Annotated in this window: 34 protein-coding genes and 2 tRNA genes; 17 read left to right on the top strand and 19 right to left on the bottom strand. The window is 58.1% G+C overall.

Features of this window, described 5'->3' with window-relative positions; genetic code table 11:
* The 17 genes from ACCQ08_RS19515 to ACCQ08_RS19435 all read right to left on the bottom strand — a co-directional run bounded on the left by ACCQ08_RS19515 (nt 1) and on the right by ACCQ08_RS19435 (nt 9,612).
* Nucleotides 1-1,704, bottom strand: coding sequence for a terminase large subunit (locus tag ACCQ08_RS19515; RefSeq protein ID WP_373450715.1), 1,704 nt, complete (start codon nt 1,702-1,704; stop codon nt 1-3).
* A gap of 13 nt (nt 1,705-1,717) precedes the next feature.
* Nucleotides 1,718-1,930 carry a hypothetical protein gene (locus ACCQ08_RS19510; protein ID WP_373450714.1) on the bottom strand — a complete coding sequence of 71 codons (213 nt, stop codon included), beginning with the start codon at nt 1,928-1,930 and terminating at the stop codon, nt 1,718-1,720.
* Between the two features lie 221 nt (nt 1,931-2,151).
* The gene (locus ACCQ08_RS19505) at nt 2,152-2,439 is read right to left on the bottom strand and encodes a hypothetical protein (protein WP_373450713.1); all 288 of its coding nucleotides are present in this window, start codon (nt 2,437-2,439) and stop codon (nt 2,152-2,154) included.
* A gap of 1 nt (nt 2,440) precedes the next feature.
* Nucleotides 2,441-2,650 (bottom strand): HNH endonuclease, encoded by a 210-nt coding sequence (locus ACCQ08_RS19500; RefSeq protein ID WP_373450733.1) that lies wholly within the window; start codon nt 2,648-2,650, stop codon nt 2,441-2,443.
* 350 nt (nt 2,651-3,000) lie between these two features.
* Nucleotides 3,001-3,174: a DUF2158 domain-containing protein gene (locus tag ACCQ08_RS19495; protein ID WP_373450712.1), complete on the bottom strand. Its 174-nt coding sequence runs from the start codon at nt 3,172-3,174 to the stop codon at nt 3,001-3,003.
* 64 nt (nt 3,175-3,238) lie between these two features.
* On the bottom strand, nt 3,239-3,508 hold the full coding sequence (locus ACCQ08_RS19490; protein ID WP_373450711.1) for a hypothetical protein: 270 nt from the start codon (nt 3,506-3,508) through the stop codon (nt 3,239-3,241).
* Nucleotides 3,509-3,591: 83 nt separating this feature from the next.
* Nucleotides 3,592-3,858, bottom strand: a complete 267-nt coding sequence (locus ACCQ08_RS19485) for a hypothetical protein (RefSeq protein ID WP_373450710.1) — start codon at nt 3,856-3,858, stop codon at nt 3,592-3,594.
* A 176-nt stretch (nt 3,859-4,034) separates the two neighbouring features.
* Nucleotides 4,035-4,110 (bottom strand) — tRNA-Gly (locus tag ACCQ08_RS19480).
* Nucleotides 4,111-4,114: 4 nt separating this feature from the next.
* Nucleotides 4,115-4,189, bottom strand: a tRNA-Arg gene (locus tag ACCQ08_RS19475).
* A 450-nt stretch (nt 4,190-4,639) separates the two neighbouring features.
* On the bottom strand, nt 4,640-5,083 hold the full coding sequence (locus ACCQ08_RS19470; RefSeq protein ID WP_373450709.1) for a hypothetical protein: 444 nt from the start codon (nt 5,081-5,083) through the stop codon (nt 4,640-4,642).
* Between the two features lies 1 nt (nt 5,084).
* Entirely contained in the window at nt 5,085-5,510 is a 426-nt protein-coding gene (locus ACCQ08_RS19465) for a hypothetical protein (protein ID WP_373450708.1), read from the bottom strand.
* A 19-nt stretch (nt 5,511-5,529) separates the two neighbouring features.
* Nucleotides 5,530-5,868 (bottom strand): hypothetical protein, encoded by a 339-nt coding sequence (locus ACCQ08_RS19460; protein ID WP_373450707.1) that lies wholly within the window; start codon nt 5,866-5,868, stop codon nt 5,530-5,532.
* A gap of 11 nt (nt 5,869-5,879) precedes the next feature.
* Nucleotides 5,880-7,670 (bottom strand): toprim domain-containing protein, encoded by a 1,791-nt coding sequence (locus ACCQ08_RS19455; protein WP_373450706.1) that lies wholly within the window; start codon nt 7,668-7,670, stop codon nt 5,880-5,882.
* Nucleotides 7,667-8,587, bottom strand: a complete 921-nt coding sequence (locus tag ACCQ08_RS19450; RefSeq protein WP_373450705.1) for a hypothetical protein — start codon at nt 8,585-8,587, stop codon at nt 7,667-7,669. The genes ACCQ08_RS19455 and ACCQ08_RS19450 overlap by 4 nt, the downstream gene beginning before the upstream one ends.
* Complete coding sequence (locus ACCQ08_RS19445) at nt 8,587-8,889, bottom strand: hypothetical protein (RefSeq protein ID WP_373450704.1); 303 nt, start codon at nt 8,887-8,889, stop codon at nt 8,587-8,589. Before ACCQ08_RS19445 ends, ACCQ08_RS19450 begins: the two co-directional genes overlap by 1 nt.
* A 106-nt stretch (nt 8,890-8,995) precedes the next feature.
* A complete protein-coding gene (locus ACCQ08_RS19440; RefSeq protein WP_373450703.1) occupies nt 8,996-9,133 on the bottom strand; it encodes a hypothetical protein in 138 nt (45 codons plus the stop codon).
* Nucleotides 9,130-9,612 (bottom strand): phage regulatory CII family protein, encoded by a 483-nt coding sequence (locus ACCQ08_RS19435; protein WP_373450702.1) that lies wholly within the window; start codon nt 9,610-9,612, stop codon nt 9,130-9,132. The genes ACCQ08_RS19440 and ACCQ08_RS19435 overlap by 4 nt, the downstream gene beginning before the upstream one ends.
* Nucleotides 9,613-9,671: 59 nt before the next feature.
* Between ACCQ08_RS19435 and ACCQ08_RS19430 the strand changes: the two genes are divergently transcribed.
* Nucleotides 9,672-9,890 (top strand): hypothetical protein, encoded by a 219-nt coding sequence (locus ACCQ08_RS19430; RefSeq protein WP_373450701.1) that lies wholly within the window; start codon nt 9,672-9,674, stop codon nt 9,888-9,890.
* Here ACCQ08_RS19430 and ACCQ08_RS19425 read toward each other — a convergent pair.
* Nucleotides 9,887-10,096: a helix-turn-helix domain-containing protein gene (locus ACCQ08_RS19425; RefSeq protein ID WP_373450700.1), complete on the bottom strand. Its 210-nt coding sequence runs from the start codon at nt 10,094-10,096 to the stop codon at nt 9,887-9,889. The genes ACCQ08_RS19430 and ACCQ08_RS19425 overlap by 4 nt on opposite strands.
* Before the next feature lie 53 nt (nt 10,097-10,149).
* Here ACCQ08_RS19425 and ACCQ08_RS19420 point away from each other — a divergent pair, with 53 nt between their 5' ends.
* From ACCQ08_RS19420 to ACCQ08_RS19390, 7 genes are all read left to right on the top strand, one after another.
* Entirely contained in the window at nt 10,150-10,848 is a 699-nt protein-coding gene (locus tag ACCQ08_RS19420; RefSeq protein ID WP_373450732.1) for a helix-turn-helix transcriptional regulator, read from the top strand.
* A 16-nt stretch (nt 10,849-10,864) separates the two neighbouring features.
* On the top strand, nt 10,865-11,338 hold the full coding sequence (locus ACCQ08_RS19415) for a hypothetical protein (protein ID WP_373450699.1): 474 nt from the start codon (nt 10,865-10,867) through the stop codon (nt 11,336-11,338).
* Nucleotides 11,339-11,914: 576 nt separating this feature from the next.
* The gene (locus ACCQ08_RS19410) at nt 11,915-12,091 is read left to right on the top strand and encodes a hypothetical protein (protein WP_373450698.1); all 177 of its coding nucleotides are present in this window, start codon (nt 11,915-11,917) and stop codon (nt 12,089-12,091) included.
* A gap of 285 nt (nt 12,092-12,376) precedes the next feature.
* Entirely contained in the window at nt 12,377-12,613 is a 237-nt protein-coding gene (locus ACCQ08_RS19405) for a hypothetical protein (RefSeq protein ID WP_373450697.1), read from the top strand.
* Nucleotides 12,606-12,743, top strand: a complete 138-nt coding sequence (locus ACCQ08_RS19400; protein WP_373450696.1) for a hypothetical protein — start codon at nt 12,606-12,608, stop codon at nt 12,741-12,743. Before ACCQ08_RS19405 ends, ACCQ08_RS19400 begins: the two co-directional genes overlap by 8 nt.
* A 33-nt stretch (nt 12,744-12,776) precedes the next feature.
* Complete coding sequence (locus ACCQ08_RS19395) at nt 12,777-13,058, top strand: hypothetical protein (RefSeq protein ID WP_230772965.1); 282 nt, start codon at nt 12,777-12,779, stop codon at nt 13,056-13,058.
* Nucleotides 13,055-13,654, top strand: coding sequence for a hypothetical protein (locus ACCQ08_RS19390; protein ID WP_373450695.1), 600 nt, complete (start codon nt 13,055-13,057; stop codon nt 13,652-13,654). The genes ACCQ08_RS19395 and ACCQ08_RS19390 overlap by 4 nt, the downstream gene beginning before the upstream one ends.
* A 48-nt stretch (nt 13,655-13,702) precedes the next feature.
* On the opposite strand, the gene ACCQ08_RS19385 is transcribed toward ACCQ08_RS19390, so the two are convergent.
* Nucleotides 13,703-14,242, bottom strand: coding sequence for an Arc family DNA-binding protein (locus ACCQ08_RS19385; RefSeq protein ID WP_373450694.1), 540 nt, complete (start codon nt 14,240-14,242; stop codon nt 13,703-13,705).
* 88 nt (nt 14,243-14,330) lie between these two features.
* On the opposite strand from ACCQ08_RS19385, the gene ACCQ08_RS19380 reads away from it, so the two are divergent.
* From ACCQ08_RS19380 to ACCQ08_RS19340, 9 genes are all read left to right on the top strand, one after another.
* Nucleotides 14,331-14,498: an Arc family DNA-binding protein gene (locus ACCQ08_RS19380; RefSeq protein WP_373450693.1), complete on the top strand. Its 168-nt coding sequence runs from the start codon at nt 14,331-14,333 to the stop codon at nt 14,496-14,498.
* Nucleotides 14,495-15,361 (top strand): ORF6N domain-containing protein, encoded by an 867-nt coding sequence (locus tag ACCQ08_RS19375; protein WP_373450692.1) that lies wholly within the window; start codon nt 14,495-14,497, stop codon nt 15,359-15,361. The genes ACCQ08_RS19380 and ACCQ08_RS19375 overlap by 4 nt, the downstream gene beginning before the upstream one ends.
* Before the next feature lie 78 nt (nt 15,362-15,439).
* Nucleotides 15,440-16,237: a hypothetical protein gene (locus ACCQ08_RS19370; RefSeq protein WP_373450691.1), complete on the top strand. Its 798-nt coding sequence runs from the start codon at nt 15,440-15,442 to the stop codon at nt 16,235-16,237.
* Complete coding sequence (locus ACCQ08_RS19365) at nt 16,234-16,674, top strand: hypothetical protein (RefSeq protein WP_373450690.1); 441 nt, start codon at nt 16,234-16,236, stop codon at nt 16,672-16,674. Before ACCQ08_RS19370 ends, ACCQ08_RS19365 begins: the two co-directional genes overlap by 4 nt.
* A gap of 3 nt (nt 16,675-16,677) precedes the next feature.
* Nucleotides 16,678-17,310: a hypothetical protein gene (locus ACCQ08_RS19360; RefSeq protein WP_373450689.1), complete on the top strand. Its 633-nt coding sequence runs from the start codon at nt 16,678-16,680 to the stop codon at nt 17,308-17,310.
* Complete coding sequence (locus tag ACCQ08_RS19355) at nt 17,307-17,804, top strand: hypothetical protein (RefSeq protein ID WP_373450688.1); 498 nt, start codon at nt 17,307-17,309, stop codon at nt 17,802-17,804. The genes ACCQ08_RS19360 and ACCQ08_RS19355 overlap by 4 nt, the downstream gene beginning before the upstream one ends.
* A gap of 154 nt (nt 17,805-17,958) precedes the next feature.
* Nucleotides 17,959-18,366: a hypothetical protein gene (locus tag ACCQ08_RS19350; RefSeq protein ID WP_373450687.1), complete on the top strand. Its 408-nt coding sequence runs from the start codon at nt 17,959-17,961 to the stop codon at nt 18,364-18,366.
* A 2-nt stretch (nt 18,367-18,368) separates the two neighbouring features.
* Nucleotides 18,369-18,593 (top strand): excisionase, encoded by a 225-nt coding sequence (locus ACCQ08_RS19345; protein ID WP_373450686.1) that lies wholly within the window; start codon nt 18,369-18,371, stop codon nt 18,591-18,593.
* Nucleotides 18,563-19,765, top strand: a complete 1,203-nt coding sequence (locus ACCQ08_RS19340; protein WP_373450685.1) for a tyrosine-type recombinase/integrase — start codon at nt 18,563-18,565, stop codon at nt 19,763-19,765. Before ACCQ08_RS19345 ends, ACCQ08_RS19340 begins: the two co-directional genes overlap by 31 nt.
* Nucleotides 19,766-19,826: the final 61 nt, after the last annotated feature.

Below are 19,826 nucleotides of genomic sequence, written 5' to 3'. Positions count from 1 at the left end.
CTAATCCAATGTTTGAATGGCCGGGCCCGACTTGGACTCCGGATTAAGCGCCATGAGGTACACAGCATCGAAAAGGGCCATCAGCAAGTCGATCTTGCCGACGCCGCTGGCGGCCTTGGTGATCGTCACCGCGTTGCCCTGCAGCACCGTCTTGGCGTTACCCACGCACCAGGCCAGCAAGGCGATGCCTCCATGCACCAGTTTCTTGGCAGCCACATGGCGCTCGGCAGTTTTGATCGCTCCATTGAGCTGGTAACCCTGCGGGATGGCCACTACCTGGGCGGCTTCCACCGGGCCAGGTTCATCGTCAGTCCCCACCAGGGCGTCATAGATAGCGCCCAGGCCCAGGCGGTCAACGCCCACTTTGTCCAGCAGGCCGGAATCCACGATTTGCTCCACAAGGGCGACAACCTCTTGAACGTCCTGGCCAACCCTGGCCACCAGCACTAGATCGCCGGTCTTGATGAAGTCCTGATAGCGTGCCGCCTCCGATTTGCGGCGCTCCAAGGCAATGGGATGAATCCATCCCCTGCCCCAAGCGAGCCATCTGCCTGTGTCGATCTCGCGGCCGATTACCGACAGGCCCAGCAAGTCATCCAGGCCGCCGCCGTCAATGCCGACGGTCACCACCTCGCTGCGCGCCAGCAATTCCTCCAGTGAGAAAACCGGGATCGCGGCAGCCAGCCAGAAGTCAGCGCCGCTCCATCGGTCAGAACGCAGATTGAGGCCCACCTCCACATTGCCGTACTTGGCAAGAAAGCCCTTCAGCGAGGCCTCGCCCTCTTCCGCAGCCTTGCGGTATTCCCGCTCATGAAATTCGCTGTCCACGGAGTAACCCAGGTTCGGGTTGACCAGGGCCAGGTTTTCCAGCTTCTGGCTCTCGCCAGACTCGACCATCTCCGGAGGGTGCTCAAACAAGATGGGCACAAACTGCGGGTCGATGATCTCGCCGTCGCGCACCTTGCGGGCGTACTCCAGCTTTTCCTTGAACACGCCAGCGGGCGGCTCGTCGCTCTGGGTCGTGATGTAGATCACGAAGCCCTCGGGCCGGGATGCCAGGCCACCGGTCGCCTCCCGCAGCATGTCCTTCGCCTTGGGCACCTTGCCGAACAGCCAAAGCTCCTCAACCAGCACCCCCACAGACTTCTTGCCGGCGGCGCTGCTGGTGTCTGCAGCAATGACCTTCAGCTTGGCATTCATGCCCCTGTGGGTCAGGATGCGCTGGGAGTCCTGCACATGGATGAGGTCTGACAGCTCGCTGTATGACTCGCCGTCTTCGTCCTCTTCCTGGAACTGGACCATATCCTTGGCCGGGACAAAGCTGTTGTCCGCCACTTCTTTGGTTGGCGCCAGCACCGTGAACTCAGCAGACCTGCGCCAGTTGCGTATCAAGGTCGTGAGCATGATGGAAGCTGCCAGGCCGGATTTGAAGTTCTTCTTCGGCAGCATCACAAACCACTCTTTGATCAGCCGGCGCCCGGTCGATGCGTCATAGGCACCAAACACCGAACCGGCAAGATCAAAGAGCCATTGCCCGCAGGCATCCTCCATGCGGGGGCTGCCTGGCGCGTCCACAATGCGCAGATCTCGCATCACCGCCAGATTCGCCTCGGCCTCCTCTGGAAACAAGGGCGCAGGGATTATTGAGCGGCCGTCTTTAAGCCGCTCCGCCCAGTCCGGGCAAGCTGTGGTCCATTCAGGCATGCGAACCCTTCAATCAATGCGTTGTGGGCGGCGCAGACGCTGATGCGTACTTTCCAGTAGATGCCCGTTTGGCAGCAGATGCCTTTTCGGCCCGCTTCCCACCGTTTTCCGCCCTGCGAGTCTCTGCAGACAGCAGGGCCTTGGCGGCATCAACCCGAAGTTTGGCTTCGGTGCCGCTGTCGTTCATTACCGCCTTCAAGAACTTGGACGGGTCGTCGTAGTTCACGCTTAGGTTCAGGTAAGCAGGCTCTTTGGGTGGACGGCCGGCGCCCGGACGAGCACCGCCGCTTCGTCCTTTGGCTCCAGACATAGCTACTCCATTTGATTTATTTGATTACGGGACAAGTTTCTTGCGCGTGCGGAACAGGGCGGTTTCCTTCGGGAGGCTCCTAGCCTTTGGTGCCGTACCCCCATGCCGGGCACGCCCCTGCGGCTCGCCAGGAGGCCTCAAGCGGCGTTCTCAGGCTGCGGGGATGGGTCAGGCACTGCGGGGGCAGCTGCTCGTCTGGAGAAGTCCCCCAGCAGATCGTGCAGCCCCAGCAGCACATTCACCGCCTTGCTGTACCAGTGGTCCCGGTCTTCCTTCGCTTGGGCCTTGTCGCGGGATGCCTCCCACTTGCGCTTGGCATATTCCATCCGGCACTCAATGTGGACCTGCACCCAGTCCGGCAGCCCGTCCTTGATCGCTCGCTTGAGTCGCGCCTTCAGTTCCCGGGAGGTGGTGGTGTAGTTCATCTCATAGCCCTCTTGCTCTCTCTGCAGCTTCCCGCTTCGTCTTGGCCGCGTGGTGCGGGATACACCGGGTCGCATAGTTGCTCTCGTCGTCTGCCCCACCCTGCCAGAGAGGAATGACGTGATCCACCTCCTGGCCAGCGGTCACCCTGCCCTCGGCCTGGCAGTCGCAGCACAGTGGATTGGCCTGCAGCCACCTATCCCGCTTCGTCATCCACTTGCGGCCACGGGTGCGCGGGGTTGCAGCGATGCGTGGGGCCCGGGTGATTTGCCGCGTGTCCGCCATCCGGATGCGCGAAGGGATGGTCTTGATCTTGGCCATTGGCATTCCCTTCAGTCCTCCAGGTCCCAACCCTCTTGGGTCCGAGCAACTGCATCTACCCGGCGCAGGTGTCGAAACAGCCGGTTGCGCTCACAGTAGGTGCAGACCATTGCGGGAGCGCAGCCACCGCCGTGCGGCCGACAAGTCCTGTCATTCCGCCCTGGCTTGCCTCGCTCGGCGTACCCCTTGCGGTGCTCTTTGCCTGAGGCGATTGCTTTGTCCAGGCTCATGTCTGCTTCCTGTCAGCGCGCCCCATAGCAAGTGAGCAGGGCTATATCAAAGGTGTGCTTGCCTGTAGTGCCGTCTCCAGCATCCCACCAGCACCTCACCTGATCCCCTGCCACATCCATGACGGTCATCTCCGGACCGCCGGATGCGAGCTGCACGCGGTTACCAGGCCAGACCTTGGCCAACATAGGTGGGCGCTGCAATGTCACAAGATCACAAGCGCGGAATACTCCGCTGCTCAGGCGGGATCGATCATTGCTTGGGGCAGTCATCGATTACCAGCTTGGATGCAATCTCTTTGGTGATGCGCTGCTCTGCACGCTTGCGCACCTCGTTCTCGACCTGCTCCCGAAATCCAAGCCATAGGGGTTGAAGATGGTAAACATTGGACACCTCTTCAACGCCTTTGCTCACCAAATCAAGCTTGTCAAGCACGCTTGCCACCTCTATTTCGGCACGCTCCGCAATGCCCCTGGCCAGCGCTTGCATGAAGGTGTTCAGGGTTGGGCTTTGATCACTCATGGGTATCTCTCCTATCGGGTCGCAGGGGCTAGGCTCCAAGTGTGTAGGTCGCGTGTGCGGAGAGCCTGCCCTGCGGTAACTGGTTATTTGAGGACGGTCACCTTCATGGCATTGCCGTTCTCGGTGACGCCGATGACTGCCTGGCTGATGGTCTTCAGCTGCTCCAGCACCTCTGCCTTCCAAGCTGCTTTGTCTGCTTCCCGGTGGGCATGAATGGCGTTTTCCCTGCACAGAGTGGACATCGCAGACACATTTTCGGCCCATGCCTGCGCGCTACCTATGCATTGCGCCTCTTCGGGTTGGCGCAACTCAGGGCACAGCCACAGGGCTATCTTTCGTCTTAGGCTCATGGCTTGCTCCAAAAGAAAAGCCAGCACTTGGCTGGCCTTGGTATTCGTACCCCATCAGACAACCCTCATGAGCTGGGGTTGCTGTTCGCTTCTTCAAGCACTGGGAAGCTCTCAGTAGGAGATGCCGCACCTTCATACCGCTCGGGTGCGGGCCGCGCTTGCTGCAGCTGGACATATGGAGCATCTAGTGGGAGTCGAACCCAGCTCTGCGCAGCTTGGAAGGCTGGCGACACAACCCGTGTGCTTAGATGCGTATTGGTGGGCCCAGAAGGAATTGAACCCTCATCGCCCGGTTCGAAGCCGGGAGTCCTATCCGTTGAACGACAGGCCCAAAAGTGAAAAGCCCCGCACTTGGCGAGGCTGGGTGTTGGTGTGTGGAGGGCTACAACGTGGGATCTAAGCTTTTGGAAAAAAGCCTCGATAGATCCATCGCATTACGTACTTGAAAACAAGTGGTCCAACAACCACCAAGACTAATGCAAATGCAAATATCAGCCAAGGCAGCTCGCCCAGGAATTCAGCGCGCCATATCTTTTCTCCCATCGCAATGAGCACAAAAGCTAGACCAACGGCCCACGCCACATGGTAAAGACGCCAAACCCCGAGTTCAAAGTTTTCTCTTTTCATTCGGCAAATGTAACACCATGTCGCAGAGCGGTGTGGCGTAAACGGATGACCAGCAGGAACAAAAAGAGCCCTCCGAAGTGGAGAGCTCTCTCACTGAGCTTTGCAGACACTGCCGCCTCCGTCCAGGGATGCCGCGATTCTTGTGCGTCTGCGCTCAATCGATGGGTAGGACGATACCACATCCAGAGTGGGTAAACAAGCCCCCGCGAACTATTTTTGCAGCAACCTGCACAATGGCTTCATTTCTTGATGCACAGACCTCAGATTGCAGCCGCTCACCGGCCCGTTGCGCAATGCACCGAAAGCGCACGCCATCACGCTGGTAGTGCATGACGATCCATCCCTGTGCTGACAACCTGCGCACCACATGATTGGCGTTGATGGGGTTGTGCGCTGGCCGGATCTGGTTGCGGCGCCACTCGTTGCTGACTTCCTCACGGGTGGGCCTACCCTTGAGATAGATCATCTTTTGGCAAATCGGGCACACGCTGTAGAGCAGCGACTCATCCCGGCATATCTTGAAGCCGGGGTGCATGCACTGCTCCAAGATGTGCTCATTTACCAGCATCTCCTCAATGGATGGATAAGGCCCTTGCATGTCATGCCCCCTTAGCCAACAGCATGTTGCGGCTGTCGGTGAGCAGCCGGCCCAGCTCCACTAGGCTTGTCCCAATGACCTGGCAGGCCTTCTTGGGTGTCATCCAGGGCTTCACGTACACCCAGTTCAACACACCGCGATGCTGCAGAGGCAGATGGATCACAGCAGCATGAATCTTGGCGGCGTCCAGGTGGTCAATCCGCTCGCCAGTCTCGATGCGCGCCTGTGCGCTGTCCTTCGGCTCTGGGGGCACCATGCGGAACATCGGCGAGACCTGCCGGGCCACCGACCCATGGCACCAGCGCCCCCAGTTGACCAGGCGAGCATCGATTTGCCGGTGTGCTTCGGGCACTGCGTTGAAGTCCACATAGCCCCGGCCGCTGCGGCGCGCTGGGGTGGATAGTGCTGCTGTCTCTGCAAAGTTCATTCGGGCTCCGTTTCGGTTATTAGGGTTGGGTGTCGTGCTGCTTGTGTGCGGCCATGCGCTCCAGGAGGTCCGCCATGAAGTCATCACACAGCTCTCCCACGGCTTTGGCCTCCGAGACATCCACGGGTGCAGGGTCTTGGTGGGCCTGCAGGCGCTCTCGGTATTCGCATAGCACGCGCCGCGTCTGCCGACATGCGTCATCGCTGCCAATGAAAACGGGCGAAAAGTCAGTTCCATATCCGCGCAGAAATACTTGCCGGGCCTTCTTAAGCGTCGTGCTAAAGGGCTCCACATGGAAAGCATGTTGTGCGCGGCTCCACAGCAGCGCATAGGTCGTTTCGTCATGGGTGTGGTTCATCTGGTTAGCTCCTAGGCGGGATTGATAACTTCTGGCTGTCCACTGAATGGAACGTAGGAAACTGCTGCTCGACGTGAGTTGGTGGCAAACTGCTGCGCGGCCTTGTTGAACCAGAGCCACTGGGTGTAGTGCTGAACATCGCCGTTTCGCTGCTTGTGCAACTCCAACTTGGCGTCTGGTTTATCCGGGTCCAGCTCGGAATCACTCTCATCCTTGCGAGCGCTCCAGACCGTGAAAACGTTGTCTGCGCCGTCGGTTATCTTTGAGGACCCCGCTACGTCCAGCTTCCCTGGGCCTTTGCTCTCGTCCGCTCCTTTGCGAGGGTGAGCCACCAGGTGGAGATGACAACCATTGCGGCGAGCGAAGTCGCACATCTTGCGCATGGCCTCCTTTTGAGCCGTCATAGCGCCAGAGCCGTCCTCCGGAACGTCTGTCATCATCAAGCTGTCGATCACAAAATGGCGGATGCCGTAACGCTTGCTGGCGTACAGAAAAACCGAAAGCAGGCGGTCCAAGCCAGCGCTTCCGACCACGTTGAACAGCCAGATTCGGTCATGCACCCATCGCCCGATGGCGTCGAGGTACTGCATAGTTGGTCGATCCAGTCCGGACGCCTGTTTGGACATCCGTTTGAGCTGCCGCTCCGGGGTCATTTCGCCCGAGAACACCATGAAGCGCTCGCCCTGGTCCACCAGGCCAAGCAGCACTTGGGAGAGCATCAAGCTCTTGCCGTGGCCGTTGTAGCCAGTCCAGACTGTCACCTCTCCATGTCGAAACTCGAACCAATCGAGGTCTTTGTCGAGTCGCAAAACAGGGTCGCGGTCTTCGTTATGCGCTGGGTAGAACAGCGCCTTAACCTTGGTCATGAAGTCACTGGCCTGGCGCATCTCTTCAGGATCCATCGGCTGAGACTTCTCGATGTACTCCTGAAAATCCACGTCAACAGCACCCTTCTGCAGGAACTCGTTGGCGTCCTTCTCGGGCAGTTTCACGCGCTTGCAGCGGTCTATGCCCAGGCGACGCACCACCTCCTGAGCACCTTTCTCCCCGGACTCGTCGCCGTCAAAAAAGATCAGGATTTCGCTGAAGCGCTGCAAGCGCTCCCAGTCGTTCTCCAGCCATTGATGGTTGCCGGCGCCGGCGTTAACCGACAGCGCTGGAATGCCGCACTGGTGCAACGTCATCGCGTCAATTTCACCCTCGCACAGAGCGACAGTCCGCTCCTTCGGGTCGATCAGATGCCAGCCGAATAGGCAAGGCTCTGCGCCGCCCTCCTGCCGCATATCCCGCTTCTCAGCAATATTCCGGTACTTCACATTGACCAGTTCGCCGTCTCGCAGATACGGGAACAACGCATAGGTCTTGTCACCCTTTACTTGTTCGGCAATCTTGAACGCAGCAATGGTTTCGTCGGTTAGGCCCCGCGACTTCAGCCACTCCAATGCCCCAGCCTTGGCTGTCTGGCAAGTGGGCTTTGCCGGGCGCTTGAAGTTCGGCTTCTCGCGCTCTGGCATGGTGTCGCGAATACCCAGGTACTGCTTTGCGTCCCTGAGGGCTTCAGACATTGAGCAGCCACGTACCGCCATGAACAGGTCCAGCAGATCGCCGGATTCACCGCTCGAAAAGTCGGACCAGACACCAGCTTTGGCCCCCTTCACGCGCACTGATAGCGACTGTCCAGGCTCGCCGTTGACGCTGCCGACCTTCCACTCCTGGCCGGCACGTTTGCCCTGAGGCAGCAGGAACGATGCAACATCGGCGGCGTCCTGAGCCAAGCGCTGAGAAATCTCGTTTGCGTTCATACCGTCGCAGCCTTCCGCTTACCGCCGCTGAACTCATGGGCATTCCGCTCGTGGCACCCTTCGTTTTGGGCCTCCCAACGGTTGGCAAAGCCTGCAACGGCCACCCAGTCAGGTTTTGGCGCTGCACCAGCTGAAGCATCCATCTCGCCTGGCTTGATCCAATCGGCATGCAGCCCTTGAGAGCCGCGGACGCACCAGATCGTCAAGAACTGCTCCAGTCCTATCCCCGCCTTTTCCGCTTCGCGTTTGGCTGCAGCCAACACCGTTTCCGTGACAGGCGCCTTCTTTGCAGCCCGCAACTTGAGCCAATCCGCCCAGACAACGGGATCTACCCCATCAGGGAGAGAGGGAGCGCCTGCGCTCTCCTTCTTCTTTTTCGTAGGAGACGGAGACGGAGACGGAGACGGAGACGGAGACGGAGACGGAGACGGAGCATTGCCAGATTCAGCGCCATGCATTGCTGAATCCTTGCTGCCAGCATTGCTATCAGCATCATCTCCAGCATTGCTACCAGCATTCCTCATAGCAGCGTACTCGGGCACTTGCAGGTTTGCTACAGCTTGCCCGTGGTGACGCTTAGCAGCATTCCAGCGCGCCTTAGCACTCCGCATTTCTTGCCCAGCAGCCCAAGGGTTATGCTCTGACCAATCGTGCAGGACATAGTGGCCGTCCTCGCCGTCCACAAAGCGCACCGCAACCAAGGCAGAAACGAAATCACCTTCCTCTCCCAACCAGTCTGCTGACAGCTCGATGTCCTCTATCGACATTCCAGAAAGATCGCCATTTGGCCGATTTGACGCGGCCCAGACGAATAGGCGCACCAAGTTCCAGGCGCCTGCCTGCCCGCAGCGGCGAATCAGCTTTTTGGTCTTGGGATGATCGGGCAAGCCGACCGCGATGCGTGCATCAACTGCCATCAGATACCTCCTGCTGCCTTGCGTATCACTTCGCAGGCGTGATACTCGGCATCAGCCTCTGCGGTCATGTTGGCGCAGGCTTTTTGGGTTTTCTGAAGTCCCTCCACAAGTGCTGGAATCAGGTCTGGGTCGATATAAACCGGGACAAACTCGCCGTCGCACTCCAAAGGAATGACTACCTCGCCAGGGATTGCGAATGGCATCCCGAGCTTGTACGCGGGGAGGTCAACGAGCATTTCGCCATCAGCGCGCATCCCTTCCCACATCTCTTTAACTTCTTGCTTAAGCTGCTGCTCTGTCATGCTCACCTCTCATGCACCACTTCAAATAGGTGCCAACAGGCCGGCAGGTGGTGGATCTGCTTTGCGGTCGGGGTAGCTAACCCTCTCCTGGCCGTTGGCGTAACTGTTAAGACTCCTGAGGAGCCTGGTCGTATTCCTGCAGCCACCGCGCGTGCTCCAGCTGCTCACGCAGCCCAGCAGCGATGCGCTCTGCCTCTGCCAACTCAGCTTCGAGTTGCTCGACGGTCTTGGTGGAAGTGGTCATGCCGCCGCCTCGGCGCGGGCCTTGCCTTGTTTGTGCTTTGCTTCCACGGTCTGGATCAGCAGCTGGATCGCAGCCAGCGCCTCTGCAGCTTCCTTGTGGATGCGCGCCAGGTCGTTGTCCGAGATCACGCCATCTGCATCCCCATCCATCGTGGCCATGACCACATGCGACAGCTCCTGTGTGACGCTTGAGATGGAGCGATGCACGCATGGGCCGCCCTCCATCTCCAGCACGGGCAAACGCACAAAGCCGCCGCCATCGGCCGCAATCGCGTTCACAAAGTCATGGCAGTGAGGCGTGGTGGCCTCGATGCAGATTTCGGAGATCAGCGTGGCAGTGCTCAGGCCCAGCTTGAACTTCGGATCGCCAGACAGCTCCTTGCGCAGCACCTCGGCGGTCTTGCCAACCCGGGGCGCCAGGCTCTCGTAACCGCCTGGGTAGTTCTTGGCCATCTGGCGCAGTGCATCTTGGGGGTTCATATCCGTTACCTCTGTTTCTGGATGTTGTTCAACTGGCGCAGCTTTCCGATACTGGCTGCATGAAAACGCAAAGCACCTCCGCCACCGCCCGCCGCCAACCCTTGATGGGGGCCCTGGTCCACATGAGCCAGCAAACGAGAATTGCTGAAAATGTCGATGCAGACGGCAAGACGACTCGCATGCTGCAAACCTCCAAGTTGGAAATCCATTGGCTTTATGGCGAACCAGTCATTCGTTTTCAAAGCAGCAAGGTGGCGCTGGAGAAGGCCGGCGCCTAAGCTGCAGAATCCAGCCCACCAAGCTCCCGAGGAGCCAAGGCATCGTCGTGAAGCTTCATCAGGCTCACAACAACCTCCGCCGAAGACGGTACGTGCCCGGCCTCCCACCGAGAGATGAGCGATTGAGAGGCGTTAACCTTCGATGCAATCTCCTCTTGCGAGTGAATAGCCCGCAAGTCTTGGATGAGCTGCTGTATGGATTTCATGCACCTATTATGCACTTATGCATGATTTAAGCAAGCATATTTGATTGATCGATGTGGAAAATATCTGCATGACTCCAGGACAACTTCTAGAAGCGCTACTGGCCAAGCGCGGACTTACGTCCAATGGCCTCGCTGCTCAGCTGGGCGGAGGCGGTCTGCAGTCCGCAATGAGCCGGTTGGTAGCTGGCAAAATTCCGCGTGCAGAGACATTGCGTCCTGTCGCAGAGTTCTTCGGTGTAGACCCTTCTGTATTTCAGACGGATAAGGCTGCAACAGATTGCGCAATCGAGTTGGGGATTGAGCGTGGCTTCGCTGACGCACCTACTTATGCAGGGATTCCCTCACAACCAAAAAGAAAAATACCAGTGGTGGGGACCGCGAAAATGGGACACGATGGGTTCTATGAGGAGATCAGTTCAATCGCCGGAGCTGGCGATGGGCAGATCGACTTTCACAGCAACGACAAGCATTCGTATGGGCTGAAAGTCCGCGGTAACAGCATGGCACCGGCTATTCGCGATGGCTGGTATGTCATAGTGGAACCGAGCGGTACACCCAGCGAAGGTGAGTACGTTTTGGTCAAGCTGACCAATGGCGCAAAGATGGTCAAGGAATTTTTGTACCGTCGCCCAGACACCATTGAGCTGATGAGCGTTAACGGTGGCGAGCGCATGACTGTCGAACTTGGTGAGCTTGATGACATGCAGGCGATCAGCGCAGTTGTGCCGCCCAGCAAATGGAAACCTGAGTAACGTTAAAGGGAGATGTATGAAGCGACTATTCGCAGCCTCATTGATAGTTTGTTTGGCCGTCGTTGCTGTGGCAGCAGAAACACCTTCTAAAAAGGGGGCTCTCCCAGCTGCAAGTCAAACGAAACCAGACACAGGAGCGATAGCAAAGGCCAACCTTCTACTGCCAATGCAGTTGGATACTTGCACAACGCAAGCAAAGATCATCTTCATTCAGCTTCAGTCTGGAACTCGACCAGATGTCGCAGACCTGCAAGAGTGCATCAGCAAAGGAAAGTCAGATGTAAAAGCGGCTTACGATGCAGCTAAAGACTCGTTCTCACCTCAGAAGCCACCTGCAGAACTTGTAGAGTGGCGCCTGGAGTGGACTGCTGCGTTTGATACCGCAAATCCTATCGACTCAGACACTGAGCGAACCTATTTGCAAAGAATAGGTGTAGCGAAGCAGAAAGCTGAGCGTGCAAACGCAAAACTTGATATAGCCCTCGAGTAGGCCTTGCATCTCCACCCGCCGCCTTAGGGCGGTTTTTTTATGCCTATAGACCGATGAATTCATTCGGATTTGCATAAAAAAGACTGGTTTCACGCAGAAATCTCTTGTCGCTCATTCAATTTTGCTTGACTAAATCATGCATTACTGCATAATTGAAACCGTCGCAGCAACAAAAGCGATCCAGCCACCCCGAAGCGATTGGTATGCGTAGGGGCCTAAGCCGGTGAATCACCGCTGGCAGCTGGAGGCCAGGCCCAACACACCGGGATGACCACGCAGCAGTTGCACCAGGCGATGGGTGCCAGTGATCGAACGAGCCCCCTCCAGGTCTTTAAAAATTCAGCCGCCGATGTTGCCTGCCCCGCCTGTGGGGCATTCGTCCGGCCAATTGCATCAGCGGGCACGGCCGCTGCTCTGCGCGGTGCCCAGCCGTAGCCCTGCAAGGCTCAATTGGTGAGGTGCGACGGGATGCCAAGACAAGAAAGATCCCAATGCGCGAAAGCGCCCCCTGCCCTCTCCGGAGGGCGAAAAACCAAGCCCTCACCTCGGAGGGTTTCGTTTTTCCAAGGAGAACCAATGAAGGCATTCATCGGTGTCGATAAGGACAGCAAAGAAGTCTGTCTGATTGCCCTGCTTGACAACTCCAGTGCAGCGGCGGAAGCACTGGCTGACGGCTTGATTCTTGTGCCTTGCGAGGTCGAGCAAACGGAAGGGCTGCTGTACAAGACGCTTTCCAATCCGTTTGATCTGTGATCCCCCACTACTCCCTCTGCAGGGGCCGCCAGGGGCAAATGGTGGCGCAACACGACCGCATCGCCAGCGGTGCAGAAACTGACGAGTCCGGAGCAAGATATTGATCTTCGCAGGCCCTGCCAGACGGGCCCCGGCCAGTTGTGCGCTGTTTCTTCCTTTCTTGCGCATGTAGCTCTTCCGAGCACTGGCCCCTTATACCCCCCAGCCTCTGTCCTTAAACCCACCAGGCAGAGCCTAAACCCACCAGCCCGCGCCATCAGCGCGTTTTTTTTCGTCCGGAGCCTTATGGAAGTCCACAACCCCATCGCCCGCGCCGCCGCAAAGCTGCGCCAGCACGGCCACGAGGCCGAAGCCAAAAACCTTGAAGACTTTGCCGAGAATTTCGGGGTTCCTCAAACGCTGATCGATGCGATCAACGCCGCAGGCCTGACGCTGGTACGCGAGCTGACTGGCTACCGCCTCCTGAAGCTTGGGAAGGCTGTCGCAGATACCTCGAAGCTTGCGGAGAGCACCCATGGCTGAACAGATCACCCTTGCCTATCGCCTCTTCAACATGCGCCGCTGGTCCGGCGCCAGCTGGTCCAAAGCTGCTGCCTGGGCCCTCGGCCTGGTGTGGCGCAACGTGCGCACCGAATTGCGCGCACGCCTTTAACCCATCACCACTTAACCGAGAAGGAGCCGACACATGGCACAGACGAAGACCCTGGAAGAGATTGGATTGATTGCCGTCGAGCTGCACCAATGCACCAAGCGCCGAAAGGAGGCCAGCGACAACCTCAAAGCGGCTTATGTGCGCTGGGCCCACGGCACGGGCACGTTTCATCGCATAGAACGAGACAGCGATGAATGGGACCGGATGATGGTTGCGACTGATCCGGAGTACCAACTGCAGGAAGCCGCAAAGCGCAAGGAGCGCAACGCTCTGCGCCGGCTGCACAGCGCTATTGCGAGAGGGGTGCAGCTTTGAAAGCGCTGGCAATAACAGGCGAAGAGACCGCCTCCGATCTGGTCAAACAGTTGGTGGCGCTGCGCATGCTGGCCCGGCAAAACGTGCGAACCCGCAGGCAATCCGGTGAGCTGCTGGCGGGATACAGGGCAAAACTGGCGCTCACAGCCGTAGGGTCTGATGACTGGACCCTAACAAACCACTTGATCGCGGCAATCGAAGAAAACCGTCTCGCCTGCGAATTCCATGAAATTGAAATTGGCAAGTACTTGATGTTCCTTTGCCATGAAATGGATCAGAAGGTGCCCCGGGCGCTGATTTTTGACGCCATCAACACCAGCCATGCAGACCGAGACACCGAGGATGTGCGCAAGTATGGCGATAAATCTCACCACTTGATCTGCATCCTGGACCTTGAAAACTCCGCGACCCAAGATGATGATATCGAGATCCGGCCGCTGAAGTGGTGCCACACGATGGCATTCATGAATGCCATGCAGACCAACAAAAAATTGGGCAAGGCGATTCATGACATTTCCAACGAGTTCTTTGACGGTGCTTTTGGCGACTACCGCGAGACACCTCTGATGGATCGCCTGGCAGGGAGAGCGGTGTGATGGGGTAGCGTTTGGCGACCCCATCAATTACGAAGATTTCTTAGCGTGTCAGGACTCACGATCCTGCGAATCCTTATGAGGAACTGTGGAGCTATCTCCGTCAAGCATTTTACGTCTTCGCTGGGAGGCAAGTTGGTTAACACGACCAAGATATTCAAAGAATTCGTTGGGCTCCTCCACCTCTTCAAACCCTGGGGTTCCTGAAAACCTTTGAGCGGCTGCCTTTTTTAGGGCCTCCCCATCGGCGTCAATAGCAGCTCTCGCCAACTCATTCATGAGTCGGTTTTCCTCCTTTTTTTGCTCGGACGGAGGAAGGCGTCGATACAGCGAAGTCACATAACTTCCTAGCATGTCTCGAACCAACGTAACCGCCATCATGGCGCTGTCCTGCTCTTCGGTAATTTTCTTGAACACCCGTTCTAACTGACTTTTCGTCACATAGGGTTCGCCGGGTCCTGCGTAGCTGGCTGCAAGTCGAGAAGCAACCTCTGCGCTTAGCGAACGATTGTTTTCAGCAGCAGAAGATTGCAGCCGATCTTTTAGATCAGCCGGCAGGCGGAGGTTTGTTTGTACGTCTTCAGAGGCCATCTCGACATTATCCAAGCAAAGTGCTTGCACGCAACCAAGCAGAGTGCTACATTAAAACCAAGCAAAGTGCTACATGAAAGGAAATCGCATGGCACAGCGCGACACGCAGACCAATCTTCGCCTTCCACGGGAGTTGAAGAAATGGCTTCAAGAACAAGCAGATAGCCAGCATCGGAGCCTATCCGCTGAAGTGGTCATCAGGCTTGAATCAACCCGCCCCAAAGCGCCAGAAGCGCAGAAAGGAACCCTACCATGAGCAAAATCGTCAAGATCAACGACACCGACCTCCAAGTGATCGAGTACCAGGGCCAGCGCGTGGCCACACTCGCCCAGATTGATGAGGTGCATGCCCGTCCGGAGGGGACAGCCCGCCGCACATTCAATGAGCACAAACATCGTCTGGTTGAAGGTGAGGACTACTTCGTACGTAATACGTCCGAAGCCCGCGAGATAGGCTTTACCGCACCGAACGGACTGATCCTCATCAGCGAGCAGGGTTACACCATGCTGGTCAAGCCCTTCACGGACGACCTGGCTTGGCAGGTTCAACGCCAGGTGGTCGCCGGCTACTTCCGCGCAAAGGAACTGGCAGCCCCCGCAAAGCCTGCCCGCGTTCGCGGCCGCACCGCCCTGGAGCAGGTGAAGCTCATCAACTTCGTAGGCGATGCCATCAAGAACGTGCCGGGCATCCGACTTGGCAGACTGGCGGCCGCCAAGCTCAAAGCATTCTCCGAGCAGACAGGCCTGGACTTCAGCGACTTTCGCCGCGCCCTCCCCGCACTGCCGCTGGATCAGATGGTTCACTTGAACCCTACCCAGATCGGGCAGCGCATCGAAAAGCAGACAGGCCGGGCCAAGGTGAGCGGCCAAGCAGTCAACAAGGTGCTGCTGGCACTGGGCCTGCAGCGAAAGGTAGAGGACGGCTACGTCCTGACCGAGGCCGGCACCAAGTATGGCGAGATCCACGATTACAAAGCCGAGAACGATCATTCCGGCCTGCAGATCGACTGGTATGAGTCTGTCGTCAACGTGGTGCGCGACAACCTGCCCGCCGAAACAACCAAGCGCAAGACCTCCAGCAGCTCCGCCCAGACAGGCCCGCAAGGCTCTGCAGCGTGACCGACCAAAGCGAAACCCCTGAGCGCTCTGACCTGCCCAGGGGTTTCTAGACCCGAAACCCTTCCAAGGAAACGAACCATGTCCGAGATTATCCCTCGCTCGACGGAAAACGCCACCGAGGCGCGTGCCAACCCTAAGCAAGGCCGCAACCCTCGCCCTCAGCCTCCGATGCGCTGCACTGCGCCAGCGCTACCAGAGCCACTGGACGCCGAAGACTTGCGCACTCGAGCACATGAGATTGGGATTCACTGGTGGTCGATCATCGATAGCATCTTGATGACCCATCGGAATCACGATCGCATCTACCCAGAGCCACTTGAGCCGTTGCCACAGTGGGCGGTTGAGCGACTGCAGGACCAGGGGCGCCACCGCAGCAGCGAAGAGGAGTTCTCTCGCACCGGCCGCCTGTTGAAAGAATGGCTGCGTTTGACCTCGGGGGAAGGCTCAGAGCATTTCTTTGAAATCTGGACCAGCAATGGCGCCAGGCTTTCTGTTCGCCACGAGTCTTGGGTAGAAGCGGCAGATGTTCTGATCGAGCTTAAAAAGGAGCACCCCAGGGCCTTCATAGCGCGCGTCCACAAGCTTTCCGGGCCACCACGCGGACAAATCCTGCAGCCGGAGCTGCTGGACACCCTCATAGGCGCTGTCGATCACATCGGAACTGGTTTCGCGGATGACGAGGAAGAGTACACCGTTCAGGATGAAACTGGCCGGCAGGTGTCCGTCTTGGCTACCACTCTGCGCCAGCACCCCATCTACGAGCGCCTCAACACTCGCGGCAAGGAATCGCTGGACCATTACCTGAAAGAAGACAAACCCCGCAAGGACGCTATCCGCAAGGCGGCAGCTGAGCGCGATGCCGGGGCAGCGCCATGACCGCGGTGGCAGCCTTCAAAACCACAGCCATGCCTGAGCGCCCGGTCTCCAGAGGGGTCGAGGCAACCGCCGTGACACCGATGGGCGCCCGGGAGCAGCTGACCCAGTGCAGAGGGCTCCACCTCCTGCAGACGCACTGTCAGTTGTTCGGCGACTTCATCAGCGCCCACGATGTGATCGAGGTGGATTTCGACCAGAGACGCATCAAAGGGGATGCCGAATACCTGATCGCCTTCCGCCATTCAGACGACTACAGCTGGTACGGGGTACGGCGCTTTCAGTCCCTCCCCAATTGCGAACTCTGGATGGCTGATCCCACCATCCACGGTGATGGGCAAACCTGGCGCATGGTCACCCCAGAGCTGCTGGCGAACATCGAAGTTTTCGGCATGGTGCGCGAGGTCTACAAGCCGCGCAGCAAGTTGCTGAGGAGGTAATCCATGGATGCAGTAATCACAAGACCGCGTAAAGCGGTCAAAGCGCCAGCGCGCCCAGTTGAACCCATCCCGCAGGACGAAGCGAGAGCAGCGCCTGGCGGCCATGCCAGTGGCATCCACCTGGTGAAGGACTCGGAGCGTCTTGCCTGGCCGTATGCGGATCGAGACGATGTGCTGGAAATTGATTTCGATGTGCGTGAGTACCGTGGTGAAGGGCTCTATCTGATCCATCGCCGAGCGCCGGTAGGCGAAGTTGTTGGGCCACCCGGTCGCTTCCCATTCACCTCGGCCTTTACCGGCGTGCGCAACCTGCACCGCCACAACGGTCAGCTGGAGGCGCTCACAACCACCGCAGAAGGCCGCGAGTGGAAACCGATACCGCCCGACGAATGGGCGCGCACCACCGTGCATGGCTACGTGAAGAACATTTATCGGCGCCACGTTGCCGGCTGTGCCGAAGGCCTGTTTCTGGTGGGCCAGTTGGCGGCCGTGGGTGAGCAAGACGATGGCAGTGCATTTGCGCAGTTCCGCCACTCGAAAGACCGCACTATTACCGTGTCGGGATTCACCCCCCAGGAAGCCCGTGCGCTGTCGCCGCACTTCCTGAACGCCATGCGCCTGGAGCTGAAGCCATGAATGCCACCCTTGACACAGAGGCGACCTCAAAAAACCTGATCGCACCCACTTTGGCCAAGCTGGTCGAAACATCTGTGGCGGAAGGCTGGGCGCCGATCACCAAGCCTGTCTTGCGCAAGAGGCCTCCCTCTAAGTCCAAAAAGACCGCGCCAGCACGCAAGGCCGGCAAACAGATCCTGGCCCTTGTGGAGGCGGCCTCGATCACTGCGCACCTGGTGGCAGCCGAGACGAACGAGGACTATGCGTTTGGCGCCCACCACCTCACCGATTGGCTGTACGAAAAGTGCGCCCGAGAGGTGACCTCCATCAAAAATGATGCAACCGAAGCCATCAGCCTCATGGGGATCATTCAGGCCGATATTGTTTCTGTGGTGGCTGTGTTGGAGAAGCTGCCAGAGCCGTCAGCAGTACCAGTGTTCAAGGTGATAGCCGCCGCCCTTCGGCATGCAATGGAGATAGCGCTGGCCGTCGAAGAATCGCGGGGGTTGAAATGACGCGCCACTACAGTCCACCACCCCCACCACGGCCGCAGCGCACTGGCTCGCCCTTCGACATCCTCAAAGAGATTGCGGAGCGCCGGGCCCGCGCCGCCCAGCTGCCCACCATCCAGACCCAACCACAGAAGGATGGGTACACGAAGGAAAAACGATGACCAAGACGCTGATCCTGACCGGGGACAACAACATCCCCGCCCTACCGATGACCGAGGCCCAGATAAACCACCTGCGCCGGCTGCTGGCCTGGCTGCGCTGCGCCTACATGTTGGATGAGCACATGCAACGCGGCTTCGTGCAAGGCGCAGCGCTATCTGTGCAGCATGGTGCGGCAACCCCCGAGCGAGCGGGCGAGATCCTGCAGCAGCAGGCCGAGAAGATCAACCAGGTGCCCGCATACGTGCGCCAGGCCCACAAGATGCTCAGCAAGGCCCTGCTGGAGCATGACAAGCGATCCGGCGTTGTCGAAGGCTGCAGGTCAGACGAAAACCTGCAGGCCATGCCGGTGAGCGAGCAACCTGCAGGTGCTGCAGGTGCAAAGAGAATTCAGAGGAATCAGTGAATATGACAACCACCAAAGCAGAACGCCCAATAGTGAATGCTGCTCGGTTTGTTACTGTCGAGCTGGCCTCAGCAATGACAGGGCTATCAGCGGCAGCCATCAGAAAGCGCATCGAGCGCGGCGTGTGGCTCCAAGATAAGGAATGGCGGCGCGGGCCAGATGATCGCGTATGGATTGACACAAAAGGAATTGAAGCATGGGTGCTCCAAAAATCGGGAATGGTGTAGAGATTCGAGAAAAGAGCATCCGGCTCTTTTTCGTTTGGAATGGTGTACGTTACAGAGAAACTCTCACCATCGGGGGTATTGTCGCCCGCCCCACCTCCGCAAATACAAAGCATGCCCACCGAGTCGCCCAAGAAATCCGCCAGCAAATAGCTGTGGGCGCATTCGACCTGGCCGAGCACTTTCCGGACTCTCCAAGGGCCAAGAAACTAGCAACGGTCGCTACAAGAACATTCGGACAGTGGTGCGATTTGTGGCTTGAAACCAAAGGCCGGCTGGCAAAAAACACTTTGTCCCAATATCGCAATGCGCTCTTGGTGTGGAAATCGATGTATGGCGAAGATACTCCTATGGATCAATTAACGCATGCAGTTGTTGCCGCTCGCGTTGGCAATACCCCATGGAAATCTGCAAAGCTATTAAATAATTACCTAATCTGCTTGCGTGGAGTATTCGCGCTGGCTGGGCGGGAAATGAAAATTGATGACCCTATGGAAGGCATCGAAAATAGTAAGCACCAGGCGCCGACGCCTGATCCTCTCTCGCCTGATGAAATGGAGCAGATTCTGGCGAGAATCCGCAAGAACTCAGATGTGCGGGCCTGGGCTTATTTTGAATTTGCATTCATGACCGGTATGCGGCCAGAGGAACTGATTGAACTGCGCTGGGGTGATGTGGATTGGCGCAGCAGAACGGTTCGGGTAGAACGCGCCCGGACTGCCGGAGAGTCCAAGCCGCTGAAAACCTACAACTCCCGCGATGTGGACCTGGTGAGCCGAGCCCTGGCCGCGCTGGAGGCAATGAAGCCGTGGACTATGTTGGGCGGTTCAAGCGAGGAAGATGCGGAAATGGGCCGGAAGATCTTCGAGAATCCGGGCACTGACAAGCCTTGGAACGACGAGCGCAGCCAGCGCGACACCTATTGGCGGCCAGCGCTGCGCGGCGCGGGCATCCGGTGGCGCCGGCCGTACCAGACCCGGCACACCTATGCGACCAATGCACTGGGTGCAGGTGTGAACCCGGCCTACATTGCAAGGCAGATGGGGCACAAGAACGCCAAGATGCTGTTTACGGTCTACTCGAAGTGGATTGATGGCGCAGACCGGGGTCGAGAGCTGGCCAAGCTGGAACAGGTGCTGGGAAATGAAAAAACCGCCCTAAAAAAGGCGGTTTGATCAAAAAGAAACTTCGAAAAGTTCCCCAGAAGTTCCCTGTTATCCTGAAGTCTGGTTCTCT

The organism is Comamonas sp. SY3, from assembly GCF_041730275.1.
Taxonomy (GTDB): domain Bacteria; phylum Pseudomonadota; class Gammaproteobacteria; order Burkholderiales; family Burkholderiaceae_C; genus Comamonas; species Comamonas sediminis.
This window is presented reverse-complemented; position numbering and strand designations above follow the sequence as displayed.

Excerpts from the sequence above, each read along its gene's own strand:
- ACCQ08_RS19515 (WP_373450715.1), bottom strand. The coding sequence starts at position 1,704 with ATGCCTGAATGGACCACAGCTTGCCCGGACTGGGCGGAGCGGCTTAAA.
- ACCQ08_RS19505 (WP_373450713.1), bottom strand. The coding sequence starts at position 2,439 with ATGAACTACACCACCACCTCCCGGGAACTGAAGGCGCGACTCAAGCGA.
- ACCQ08_RS19500 (WP_373450733.1), bottom strand. The coding sequence starts at position 2,650 with ATGACGAAGCGGGATAGGTGGCTGCAGGCCAATCCACTGTGCTGCGAC.
- ACCQ08_RS19495 (WP_373450712.1), bottom strand. The coding sequence starts at position 3,174 with ATGTTGGCCAAGGTCTGGCCTGGTAACCGCGTGCAGCTCGCATCCGGC.
- ACCQ08_RS19490 (WP_373450711.1), bottom strand. The coding sequence starts at position 3,508 with ATGAGTGATCAAAGCCCAACCCTGAACACCTTCATGCAAGCGCTGGCC.
- ACCQ08_RS19485 (WP_373450710.1), bottom strand. The coding sequence starts at position 3,858 with ATGAGCCTAAGACGAAAGATAGCCCTGTGGCTGTGCCCTGAGTTGCGC.
- ACCQ08_RS19470 (WP_373450709.1), bottom strand. The coding sequence starts at position 5,083 with ATGCAAGGGCCTTATCCATCCATTGAGGAGATGCTGGTAAATGAGCAC.
- ACCQ08_RS19465 (WP_373450708.1), bottom strand. The coding sequence starts at position 5,510 with ATGAACTTTGCAGAGACAGCAGCACTATCCACCCCAGCGCGCCGCAGC.
- ACCQ08_RS19460 (WP_373450707.1), bottom strand. The coding sequence starts at position 5,868 with ATGAACCACACCCATGACGAAACGACCTATGCGCTGCTGTGGAGCCGC.
- ACCQ08_RS19455 (WP_373450706.1), bottom strand. The coding sequence starts at position 7,670 with ATGAACGCAAACGAGATTTCTCAGCGCTTGGCTCAGGACGCCGCCGAT.
- ACCQ08_RS19450 (WP_373450705.1), bottom strand. The coding sequence starts at position 8,587 with ATGGCAGTTGATGCACGCATCGCGGTCGGCTTGCCCGATCATCCCAAG.
- ACCQ08_RS19445 (WP_373450704.1), bottom strand. The coding sequence starts at position 8,889 with ATGACAGAGCAGCAGCTTAAGCAAGAAGTTAAAGAGATGTGGGAAGGG.
- ACCQ08_RS19440 (WP_373450703.1), bottom strand. The coding sequence starts at position 9,133 with ATGACCACTTCCACCAAGACCGTCGAGCAACTCGAAGCTGAGTTGGCA.
- ACCQ08_RS19435 (WP_373450702.1), bottom strand. The coding sequence starts at position 9,612 with ATGAACCCCCAAGATGCACTGCGCCAGATGGCCAAGAACTACCCAGGC.
- ACCQ08_RS19430 (WP_373450701.1), top strand. The coding sequence starts at position 9,672 with ATGAAAACGCAAAGCACCTCCGCCACCGCCCGCCGCCAACCCTTGATG.
- ACCQ08_RS19425 (WP_373450700.1), bottom strand. The coding sequence starts at position 10,096 with ATGAAATCCATACAGCAGCTCATCCAAGACTTGCGGGCTATTCACTCG.
- ACCQ08_RS19415 (WP_373450699.1), top strand. The coding sequence starts at position 10,865 with ATGAAGCGACTATTCGCAGCCTCATTGATAGTTTGTTTGGCCGTCGTT.
- ACCQ08_RS19410 (WP_373450698.1), top strand. The coding sequence starts at position 11,915 with ATGAAGGCATTCATCGGTGTCGATAAGGACAGCAAAGAAGTCTGTCTG.
- ACCQ08_RS19405 (WP_373450697.1), top strand. The coding sequence starts at position 12,377 with ATGGAAGTCCACAACCCCATCGCCCGCGCCGCCGCAAAGCTGCGCCAG.
- ACCQ08_RS19400 (WP_373450696.1), top strand. The coding sequence starts at position 12,606 with ATGGCTGAACAGATCACCCTTGCCTATCGCCTCTTCAACATGCGCCGC.
- ACCQ08_RS19395 (WP_230772965.1), top strand. The coding sequence starts at position 12,777 with ATGGCACAGACGAAGACCCTGGAAGAGATTGGATTGATTGCCGTCGAG.
- ACCQ08_RS19385 (WP_373450694.1), bottom strand. The coding sequence starts at position 14,242 with ATGGCCTCTGAAGACGTACAAACAAACCTCCGCCTGCCGGCTGATCTA.
- ACCQ08_RS19380 (WP_373450693.1), top strand. The coding sequence starts at position 14,331 with ATGGCACAGCGCGACACGCAGACCAATCTTCGCCTTCCACGGGAGTTG.
- ACCQ08_RS19375 (WP_373450692.1), top strand. The coding sequence starts at position 14,495 with ATGAGCAAAATCGTCAAGATCAACGACACCGACCTCCAAGTGATCGAG.
- ACCQ08_RS19370 (WP_373450691.1), top strand. The coding sequence starts at position 15,440 with ATGTCCGAGATTATCCCTCGCTCGACGGAAAACGCCACCGAGGCGCGT.
- ACCQ08_RS19365 (WP_373450690.1), top strand. The coding sequence starts at position 16,234 with ATGACCGCGGTGGCAGCCTTCAAAACCACAGCCATGCCTGAGCGCCCG.
- ACCQ08_RS19360 (WP_373450689.1), top strand. The coding sequence starts at position 16,678 with ATGGATGCAGTAATCACAAGACCGCGTAAAGCGGTCAAAGCGCCAGCG.
- ACCQ08_RS19355 (WP_373450688.1), top strand. The coding sequence starts at position 17,307 with ATGAATGCCACCCTTGACACAGAGGCGACCTCAAAAAACCTGATCGCA.
- ACCQ08_RS19350 (WP_373450687.1), top strand. The coding sequence starts at position 17,959 with ATGACCAAGACGCTGATCCTGACCGGGGACAACAACATCCCCGCCCTA.
- ACCQ08_RS19345 (WP_373450686.1), top strand. The coding sequence starts at position 18,369 with ATGACAACCACCAAAGCAGAACGCCCAATAGTGAATGCTGCTCGGTTT.
- ACCQ08_RS19340 (WP_373450685.1), top strand. The coding sequence starts at position 18,563 with ATGGGTGCTCCAAAAATCGGGAATGGTGTAGAGATTCGAGAAAAGAGC.